Source organism: Streptomyces sp. NPDC032822 (assembly GCF_055578825.1).
Window position 1 is genome coordinate 1 of sequence record NZ_JBVIOL010000044.1, and the last position, 11,115, is coordinate 11,115.

Below are 11,115 nucleotides of genomic sequence, written 5' to 3' on the forward strand. Positions count from 1 at the left end.
CGGTTCGCGACCGGCGTCCCGACAGCCACATCCTCCTGACCACTGTGCCGACCCAACACGACGGAGTAGGCAGCCAACAACGTCATATACATCGACGAGCCGCCCGCGCGGGACACCGCCCGCAGCCCTTCGGCGGTCTCCGAGGGAACGCGGAACCTGAACGCCGTTCCCTCTGATGCACGCACTACGGGGCGGGGCCGGTCTGTCTGCAATTCCAGAACAGGCACACCGGCCAACCGCTCACGCCAGTACGCCAACTGCCCCTCAAGGACATCACCGCTGAACCACGCCCGCTGCCACACCGCGAAATCGGCATACTGCACCGGCAACGGCGGCAACGGATCCCGCCCACCCGCACGAAACGCCTCATACAACGCCGTCAGATCACGACGCAACACACGACCCGACCACTCGTCCGAGACCACGTGGTGCATGGTCAGGGCAAGCACGTGGTCGTCGGCGGCCAGTCGGATCAGTGAGCCACGGATCAGTGGTCCGGACTTGAGGTCGAACGGCGTCATCGCGTCCGCCGCCACCAGTTCCTGCACCGCAGCCGGCGGATTGTCGGTACGGGAGACGTCGGTGACGGAGAGCGGGAACGGCGACGGCGGGTCGATCACCTGGCGGGCCACCCCGTCCACGTCCGCCACCAGCCGCGTCCGCAACACCTCATGCCGCGCCACCACGGCGTCGAGCGCAGCGCCCAGCGCCGCGATGTCCATCTCTCCGGACCAGCGCAACGCCGTCGGCACGTTGTACTCGGTCGAACCAGGCTCCAACTGATCGAGGAACCACAACCGCTGCTGCGCGAACGACAACGGCAGCGCCTGGTCGCGTGAGACGGGCGTCATCGGCGGGGCCTCAGCATCTCGGCCGAGCCCCTCGATCAACGCCGCAAGTCCACACACCGTCGGCGCGTCGAACAACACCGTCAAGGGGATCTCCACCCCGAACATCCGCCGCATCCGGGTCGCCACCTGCGTGGCCAGCAGCGAATCCCCGCCCAGCTCGAAGAAGTTGTCCTCTACGCCGACCCGGTCCACACCCAACACCTGCGCCCAGATCCCGGCCAGCAACTCCTCCGCCACCCCCAGAGGAGCGACATACCCACCGAGTTCGGGTCGGGCGCCCTCCGGCGAGGGCAGTGCCGTGCGGTCGACCTTGCCATTCGCCGTCAACGGCAACGCGGCCAACTCCACGAACACCGCCGGGACCATGAACTCCGGCAACCGCTCCGCTGCAAACGCCCGCAGCCCAGCCACCGGCGGAATACCCACGACCTGATCGGCCGGCACAAGATAGGCGGCAAGGCGCTGGTCCGACTCCTCGCCGAACACACTCACCGCCGCCGCCCGCACACCCGGATGCCCGGTCAGGACCGCCTCGACCTCACCCAGCTCGATCCGGAACCCACGCACCTTCACCTGCTCATCGGCGCGGCCCAGGAACTCCAGCTCACCATCCGCCAGCCACCGCACCCGGTCACCCGAGCGGTACAACCGCGACCCGTCCGCCGCAAACGGATCAGCCACAAACCGCTCCGCCGTCAACGACGAACGGTTCACATACCCCCGCCCCACACCCACGCCCGCGATGAACAACTCACCCGCCACACCCACCGGAACCGGGCACAGCCGCTCATCCAGTACGTACACACGGGTGTTGGCCACCGGCACCCCGATCGACGGCGCCTCCACACTGGCCGCGTCGGCAACCCCCACACAAGAAATCACCGTGGCCTCGGTCGGCCCGTACCCGATGAACATCCGCCGGCCGGCCGCCCAGTCAGCAGCCACCCGAGCACTCACCCGCTCCGAACCCACCAACAACGAACCCACAGTCGGCAGTTGCACCGGGTCAAGCGTCCCCAGCAACGACGGAGACACGCTCGCGGACGCCACACCACCCGCCACCGCCATCAAGGTCAGGCGTGCAGGTTCGGCCCGATCCTCGGCCGACGCCACCACCAGCGTGCCACCGGCCACCAACACCGCCGCCATATCCAACACCGCGGCATCAAAACTGAACGATGCGAACTGCAAGGAGCGGACGCCCGCTCCCGCACACAGCACCGGACCCAACGCCACTGCCAGATTCACCAGACCGCCATGAGCGACCTGCACACCCTTGGGACGCCCCGTCGAACCCGACGTATAAATCACATAGGCGAGCTGGTCGGGACTGGTCACGAACTCGGGAGTCCGAGACGGTCCCGCCAGCGCCGCAGCCATCTCGCGCGGACCGATCACCATCGCGGCACCGCTGTCGGCGACCATGAACTCCAGCCGGTCCACCGGGTAGTCCGGATCCAGCGGAAGGTAGGCGCCGCCGGCCTGCCACACCGCGAGCACCGCCACGACCATGTCGACACCACGGCCCAGACGCAGCCCGACGACGGACTCGGCACCCACCCCCGCCTCACCCAGGAAGTGCGCCACCCGACCCGCACGCTCCAACAACCCCGCATACGTCAGCGAGACACCGTCACACACCACCGCCACCGCATCCGGACACACCACCGCCCGCTCCGCGATCAGCTCATGCACCCCACCCACACCCGGCAGACCAACAACCGTGTCATTCCAGTCATGGATCAGCACCCCCCGCTCCGCCACCGTCAACATCGACACCGTCGACAACGGCCGCTCCGCATCCACGGCGACAGCGTCGAGCAGCGTGACCAGGTGCCCGGTCATGCGTTCCATCGTCTCGGCGTCGAACAGGTCGGTGCTGTACTTGATCTCTCCCGTCAGGCCACCGCCGCCGCCCGCGAACCGCACGGCCAGGTCGAACTTCGCCGCCGCCTGGCCGCCAGGCGATGGGCTGTCGTCGCCCTGTTGACCCGCGTCACCGCGTCCCTCGGCGTCGGTGGCGTCATGGCTGAACAGCACCTGGAACAGCGGTGTGCTGGAGCGGTCCCGCTCGGCACCGAGAGCGTCCACCAGTTGCTCGAACGGCAGGTCCTGGTTCGTGTACGCGCCGAGCGCGGCCTCCCGCACCCGGCCCAACAGCTCACCGAACGTCGGATCACCCGACAGATCGGTCCGCATCACCAACGTGTTCACGAAGAACCCGATGAGGCCCTCGATCTCGGCGCGGTTGCGGTTGGCGACCGGGGTGCCGACCACCACGTCCTCGGTTCCGCACGACCGGCCGAGGACGACGGAGAACGCCGCCAGCAGGGTCATGAACATCGATGCGCCGCCGGCGCGCGCGATCCGTTGCAGGCCTTCGGATGTCTCCGGCGAGATGGCGAACGCCAGCCATGCTCCGTCGCTGGACCGCGCCGGGGGGCGGGGCCGGTCCGTGGGCAGTTGCATGACCGACAGCCCCGCCAGCCGTTCCTTCCAGTACGCCAGCTGGCCGTCCAGGATCTCGCCGGTCAGCCACTGGCGCTGCCACACCGCGAAGTCGGCGTACTGCACCGGGAGCGGCGGCAGTGGGTTGGGCTCATCGGCGCGGAACGCCTCGTACAGCGCGGTCAGTTCGCGCCGCAGGATCTGTGTCGACCAGTCGTCGAAGATCACATGGTGCATCGACAGGGCCAACAGGTGCTCGTCGGCGCCGAGTCGGATCAGCAGGCCGCGCAGCAGTGGTCCGGCGGCGAGATCGAACGGTGTCTCGGCGACCTGGTAGGCCAGCCGTTCGGCGGCGTCGTAGCGGCCCGTCTCACCGGACACGTCCACGACCGGCAGTGCGAGTGGCGAGGGCGCATCGATCACCTGCTGTGCCACGCCGTCCGAACCCGCCACCAGCCGGGTGCGTAACACCTCGTGCCGCGCCACCAGCGCGCTCAGCGCCTCGCCCAGCGCCGCCACGTCCACGTCCCCGCCGAGGGGCAGCGGAGACAGCAGATTGAACGCCGAAGAGCCCGGGGCGAGTTGGTCGAGGAACCAGAGTCGCTGCTGGGCGAACGACAGCGGCAGGGTGCCATCCCGGGGGGCCGGGACGAGCGGCAGGGCCCGCCCGTCGTTCCGCTTCCCCAGCAGGTCGATGATCTCTTCGTGGTGTTCCCGCAGTTGTTCGCGCAGGTCGGGCGTCAGGGTGCCCTTGGGCGCGGAGACGCGCAGTCGCCCGTCGGTGACCTCGAAACGGACACCGCGGCCTTCGAGTGCGTCGAGCAGGTCCGCAGGGGAGACCGTCATCGGGTAACACCATCCTCGTCAGTCGTCGCGGCCGGGGAGCCGGCATCCAGCAGCTGGAGCACCTCGGCCTCCGACAAGTGCTCTATCTCCGCCAGGATCCGTTCCTCGACGTCCGCCGCCAGCGCGCGGACCGTGGGCCGGTCGAACAAGTCCGAGAGCGGTATCTCGGTCCCGAATGTGGTGCGGACGCGGGAGATCACCTGGGTGGCCAGCAGCGAGTGGCCGCCCAGCTCGAAGAAGTCGTCCTCGGCGCCCACCCGGTCCACGCCGAGGACCTGTGCCCAGATCCCCGCCATCGTCTCTTCGGCCTCGCCCACCGGCGCCACGTAGCCGGCCGCCAGCTCCGGCCTGGCCCCGTCGGGGGCGGGCAGTGCGGCCCGGTCGAGCTTGCCGTTCCGGTTGGTGGGGAGAGCGGCGAGTTCCACGAACACCGCGGGGACCATGAACTCCGGCAGGCTCCGCCGTAGATGGGCGCGGAGATCGCCGAATTCCGGGACGCCCCTCGTGTGGTCCGCGGGGACCAGGTAGGAGACCAGCCGTCGTTCGCCGTCCTCACCCCATGCCGTGGTCACCGCCGATCGCACGTCGGGGTGGGTGACGAGCGTCGCGTCGATCTCACCGGGTTCGATCCGGAACCCGCGCACCTTCACCTGCTGGTCGATGCGTCCCAGGAAGGCCAGTTGTCCGTCGTCCCGGCGCCGTACCCGGTCGCCGGTGCGGTAGAGGCGCGACCCGTCGCCCGTGAACGGGTCGGCGACGAACCGTTCCGCCGTCAACGCCCGACGGCTGCCGTAGCCCCGGGCCACCTGCGCACCGCCGATGAACAGTTCGCCCGGCACGCCGACCGGGACCGGCCGGAGGCACTCGTCCAGGACGAGCAGCCGGTTGCCCTCGACAGGCGTGCCGATCGGGGGCGCCGATCGGGCACCCGGACCGACCGTCCCGGTCGTGACCATGACGGTGGCCTCGGTCGGTCCGTAGGTGTTCACCAGCCGCCGGCCTGGTGCCCAGTCCGCGGCGACCTGGGCGGTCAGCGGTTCGGCGCCCAGCAACAGTGTTCGCAGGCCGGTAAGTGCGGTCGGGTCGAGCGCGCCGAGCAGCGACGGTGTGACGCTGGTGCTCTGCAGCGCGCCGTCGTTGACCAAGGACGTCAGTCGCTCCGGTTCGTCCCGTTCCGCGGTGGTCGCCACCACCAGGGTGCCGCCGGCCGCCAGGACGACCGCGACATCGAGCGAGGCGGCGTCGAAGCTGAACGAGGCGAACTGCAGCACCCGCACGCCCGGCCCGGCGCCCAGCACGGGCCGCAGTGCGGACGCCATGTTGGCCACCCCCGCGTGCTCGACCTGAACGCCCTTGGGCCGTCCGGTCGAGCCCGATGTGTAGATCACGTACGCCAGTTGGGTCGGATGCCTCGTCACGTCCGGCGGCGTGGCGGGCAAGGCCGCCAACTCCGTGGTGACGGCCGGGTCCTCCAGTCGCACCACCACGGTCTCGCCGTCCACCGGGCGGGCGTCGAGGCCGCCCCGCGCGACCAGGACGCGGGCGCCGCTGTCGGCCACCATGAAGGCCAGCCGCTCGGCCGGATACTGAGGGTCCAGCGGCAGATAGGCTCCGCCGGCCTGCCATGTCGCGACCATCCCGACGATCATGTCGATGCTCCGGGGCAGGCACAGCCCCACCACGGACTCGGCTCCGACACCAGCGGCGCGCAGGTGGTGTGCGAGACGGTTCGCCCGCGCGATCAGTCCGCCGTACGTCAGCGAGGCGCCGTCGCACACGACCGCCACCGCGTCCGGATCCGCCGCCGCCCGCGCGGCGATCTGCTCGGGCACCCCGTCGGCGACTACGGCCGCGGCTTCGCGTGCAGGTGCGGGTGCGGGTGTGCCCTTCCACTCGTCGGCCAGGGCGGCCCGCTCGGCCCGCGTCAGCATCGGCAGCCGCGACAGCGGACGGCCGGAGTCCTCGGCCACCGCCTCCAGTACGGTGCCCAGATGCCGGGCCAGGCGTTCCACCGTCGTCGCGTCGAACAGTGCGGTGCTGTACTCGATCACGCCGGTCAGGCAGCCGGCGGGAGCGGCGTCCGCCAGCGTCACGAGCAGGTCGTACTTCACCGGGAGCGCCTCGCCCGCAGCCTCTCCGTCTGCCCTCTCCGCGTCTGCCCTCTCCCTGTCCGTCGCGCCGGCCGCGTCCTCGGCGCCGGGCTCGCCCACCACATGGCTGACGAGTACCTGGAAGAGGGGCGTGCGGGAACGGTCCCGCTCGGTGACCAAGGCGTCGACCAGTTGCTCGAACGGCATGTCCTGATGAGCGTAGGCATCCAGCGCGGTCCGCCGCACCCGGCCGAGCAGTTCGCTGAACGTCGGATCGCCGGACAGGTCGGTGCGCAGGACCAGCGTGTTGACGAAGAACCCGACCAGGTCCTCGGTCTCCACGCGGTTGCGGCCCGCCACCGGCGTGCCGACCACGACGTCGTGCTGGCCGCTGTAGCGGCCCAGGACCACCGCGACGGCCGTCAGCAAGGTCATGAACAGTGTGGCGCCCGCGTCGCACGCGACAGACCGCAGCCCTGCCGCGACCGTTTCCGGCACCGTGAACGAGACGACCCCGCCCGCGTTCGACCGGACGGGCGGACGGGGCCGGTCCGTAGGCAGCTCCAGCACGGGCGCCCCGTCCAACCGTGCTTTCCAGTATGTGAGGTGATCTGCCATCACCTCGCCGGACAGCCACTGCCGCTGCCACATGGTGAAGTCGCTGTACTGCACGGGGAGCGGTGCCAGCGGGTCCGGCTCCCCCGCCGCGAACGCCTCGTAGAGGGCCGACACCTCACGACGCAGGATGCGCACCGACCAGTCGTCGACCACAACGTGATGCAGCGTCAGGGCCAGCAGGTGTTCGTCCGGCCGTATACGGATCAGTGCCCAATGGACGAGCGGCCCGGCCGCCAGGTCGAAGGGGGTCGTCGCGTCGGCGGCGGCCAGCCGCCTGGCCGCCGGCACCGGGTCGGCGGCGGTCGACACGTCGATCACCGGCAACGGGACGAGGGCCGGTGGGTCGACCAGCTGGTGGGGGACGCCGTCGGGCCCGGCGACCAGCCGGGTACGCAGGATCTCGTGCCGGGTGACGACGGCGTTCAGCGCGGCGCCCAGCGCCCGCACGTCCAGCTCGCCGGTCCATTCCATGGTTGACGGGACGTTGTACTCGGCGGATCCGGGCTCCATCTGGTTCAGGAACCACAGCCGTTGCTGGGCGAACGACAGCGGCAACGGCTCGTCCCGCTCGACGGCCCGGATGGGTGGTGCCACCGCTCCCTGCGTCGCCGACTCTTCGACCACACCTGCCAGGCCGCGCACGGTCCGCTGATCGAACAGCGCCGCGAGCGGTACGTCGACCTCGAACACGTCACGGACCCGGGAGAGGACCTGGGTGGCCAGCAGCGAGTGCCCGCCCAGTGCGAAGAAGTCGTCCTCGGCGCCCACCCGGTCCACGCCCAGCACCTGGGCCCAGATCCCCGCGAGTAACTCCTCGACGGGGGTTGCGGGTTCGACGTATCCGTTCTGCCTCGGCCGTAAGCCGTCCGGGGCGGGTAGCGCGGCCCGGTCGGTCTTTCCGTTCCGTGTCAGCGGGAGGGCCGCCAGCTCGGTGAACGACGACGGAACCATGTGAGCGGGCAGGCTCTTCTCCGTGAACGCGCGCAACTCGGCGACGTCCGGCATGCCTTCGGTCGGGACCAGGTAGGCGACCAGATGCCGTGCCGTGCCTTCACCGAACGCCGTCACGGCGGCCGAGCCAATCCGGGGGTGAGCGGTCAGCACCGCTTCGACCTCGCCCGGCTCGATCCGGAAGCCACGTACCTTGACCTGCGCGTCGGCGCGGCCGAGGAACTCCAGCCGCCCTTCCGGCAGCCATCGCACGCGGTCTCCGGTGCGGTACATCCGCGATCCGTCGGCCTGGAACGGATCGGGCAGGAAGCGCTCCGCGGTCAAGGCGGGCCGTCCGCCGTAGCCCCGCGCCACCGGCCGGCCGGCGACGAACAGTTCACCCGCCACTCCTGCCGGGACCGGGTGCAATCTCTTGTCCAGCACGTAGACGCGGGTGTTGGCGATCGGCGTCCCGATCGAGGGCACGCCGTCCTCGACCACGCCGATGCTCGCGCACACCGTCGTCTCGGTCGGCCCGTAGGCGTTCAGCACACGGTGCCGCCGGGCCCAGACCGCTGCCAGGTCGGCGTCCAGCCGCTCCCCCGCCGCCACCAGCGTGTGCACACCGTCCAGGGCGTCCGGTGCCAGCACCCGCAACAGCGAGGGCGGGAGGGTCGCCACCGCTACACCTTCGGAGCGCAGCAGTTCCGCCAACGCCGTTGGCTCCAGGCGCTGTTCGGCAGTGGCCACGACCAACGTGCCACCGCCGGCCAGCGTCACGCACATCTCGGACACCGCGGCGTCGAATCCGAACGAGGCGAACTGCACGACCACGTCGCCGCGTTGCACTCCGAACGAAGAACCCTGACCGACCACCAGGTTCACCGCACCACCATGTGTGACCTGTACGCCCTTGGGACGGCCTGTCGAACCCGACGTGTAGATCACATAGGCGAGCTGGCCCGGATGGGTCACGATCTCGGGAGTCCGCGACGGTCCGGCCAGCGCCGCAGCCATCTCGGCAGGACCGATCACCCTCTCGGCCCCGCTGTCGGCGACCATGAATTCCAGCCGGTCCACCGGATACTCCGGATCCAGCGGGAGGTAGGCGCCACCGGCCTGCCACACCCCCAGCACCGCGACGATCATGTCGACACCACGGCCAAGACGCAGCCCGACCACGGACTCCGCACCCACCCCCGCCTCACACAGGTAGTGCGCCACCCGGCCTGCCCGCTCCAACAGCCCGGCATAGGTGAGTGAGACACCGTCACACACCACCGCCACCGCATCCGGACGCAGCGCGGCCTCCGCGGCGATCAGCTCATGCACCCCACCCACAGCGGGCAGAGGAACGGCCGTGCGGTTCCGCTCGTCGAGCAGCATCGTGTGTTCGGCCGCGGTCAGAGCCGGCAGATCACTGACTCGGTGTCCCTTGTCGGCGGCGAGGGCGTCGAGGATGACGGCCAGGTGTTCCGCCAGACGTGCCACCGTGGCGGCGTCGTAGCGGGACCGGTCGTAGGCGAGCCTGATCGTGAACTCCGACCGCCAGCCGGCGACGACGACCAGTGGCTGGTCGGCCTGCTGACTGACCAGGTTGCGGTCCACCCGCAGACCGCCGGCCGCCGACCGTTCCGTACCCTGCTCCAGGTCGGCGACCGGGTAGTTCTCGAAGACGAAGAGGCTGTGGAACAAAGGCCGTCCGGCGGCCAGACCGCTGCTCGCCGCGATCGTCACGAGTGGGGTGTGTTCGAACTGGCGCGCCCGCACCTGCTCGTCCTGGAGCGTGGCGAGCCACTCGGTCAGGGGCCGGTCGCGGTCGAGGTGAACCCGTACCGGGGTGGTGTTGATCAGCAGTCCGACCATGGAGTCCATGCCGTCGATCTGGCCGCCACGCCCCGACGACGTCACACCGAACACGACGTCGGACCCACTGTCGTCGGACCCACTGTCGTCGGACCCACTGTCGTCCGACCCGCTGTAGATCGACATCAGCAACGCCCACGCGCCCTGCACGACGGTATTGAGTGTCAGCCGGTGGCGTCGTGCGAACTCCGTGATTCCGTCGCCCTTCACGGCCGGGGGGAGTTCCACCGGGTACAGGGCCTGACCCTCGTCTCCGGTGGCGCGCTCCACCGCGAGCGTCGTCGGCTCGCCGACTCCGGCCAGATACTCCCCCCAGTAGCGCCGCGCCTCGCCCTGATCCTGCCGCGTCGCCCAGGCCACGAACTCCCGGAACGGCGTACGCACCGGCAGTTGCGGCCGTCGGCCCGAGCGGAAGGCGTCGTAGGCCTGCAGTACTTCCCCGATCACGATCGGGACGCTCCATCCGTCCAGCATCATCTGGTGGTGGCTCCACACCAGTTGGTGCCGCTCAGGGGCCAGCCGGATCACCGCGATGCGTGTCAGCGTGGGCGCGGTGAAGTCCGCACCGCGCGCGGCGTCCGCGGCCAAATAGTCGTCGACCGCCTTACGACGGCCTTCCTCGTCGAGGTCGGACGCGTCCACCACGTGCCAGGGCAGCGGAACCTCCCGTGACACCACCGCCACCGGTACCGGTACGCCGTCCCACACCACCGCGCTGCGCAGCACCTCGTGCCGTACGAAAGCCAGCTCCCACGCCCGCCGCAGGGCCGTCAGCTCCAGCGGACCGTCGAGCAGGTAGCCGTACTGCGCCCAGTGCATGCCTGGTTCCGGGGCGAGCCGGGTGTGGAGCAGCATGCCCTGCTGCAGCCCTGTCAACGGGTAGATGTTCTGGATGGTGCGGTTGCGCCCGCCGGTGGCCGTCTCTGACGCCGTCATCATGAACCTCCGGTGTCGAACCGCCGCTGGATGAGGTCGAGGGCGTCCTGGTCCAGCCCCGCGAGGGGGAAGTCCGACGGTGTGTAGCCGCCGATGTCGGGCCGGAGGCAGTGGTCGATGAGCTCGTTCAGAACCTCGATGTAGCGTCGCGCCAGCCGGTCGACCGTCGCCTCGTCGTGGACCTGGCCGCCGTACGTCCAGACCATCTCCAGTCGGTCTCCGGCGACCTGGCTGTTGATCGAGAGCAGGTGGGCACGGTCGGCGTGGGCCGGTTCGGGCTCGCCGATCCGCTGTCCGGTCGGCCGGAACCTCCCCGCCGACCGAACCGCCTGCGTCGTCTGGCCCAGGTAGTTGAAGCTGACCTCCGGCGCCGGGCCATCGGACGCCCGGTCGGTGAGGTGGCGCAGGAGTCCGTAGCTCAGGCCGCGCCGCGGGACGGCTCGTAGGTTCTCCTTGGTGCGGCGCAGCGCCGCACCCAGGTCGCCGTCGGTGACCGCGCCGAGCGCCACGGGGTGCACGCTGGTGAACCA

At 70.2% G+C, this 11,115-nt stretch carries 3 protein-coding genes; all 3 read right to left on the bottom strand.

The features are described from left to right. A partial coding sequence (locus ACZ5VD_RS43635; protein WP_468686039.1) for an amino acid adenylation domain-containing protein occupies nt 1-4,145 on the bottom strand: 4,145 nt, incomplete at its 3' end. Beyond that, nucleotides 4,142-10,588, bottom strand: coding sequence for an amino acid adenylation domain-containing protein (locus ACZ5VD_RS43640; RefSeq protein ID WP_468686040.1), 6,447 nt, complete (start codon nt 10,586-10,588; stop codon nt 4,142-4,144). The genes ACZ5VD_RS43635 and ACZ5VD_RS43640, both read right to left, overlap by 4 nt. Then, a partial coding sequence (locus ACZ5VD_RS43645) for a condensation domain-containing protein (RefSeq protein ID WP_468686042.1) occupies nt 10,585-11,115 on the bottom strand: 531 nt, incomplete at its 5' end. The genes ACZ5VD_RS43645 and ACZ5VD_RS43640, both read right to left, overlap by 4 nt.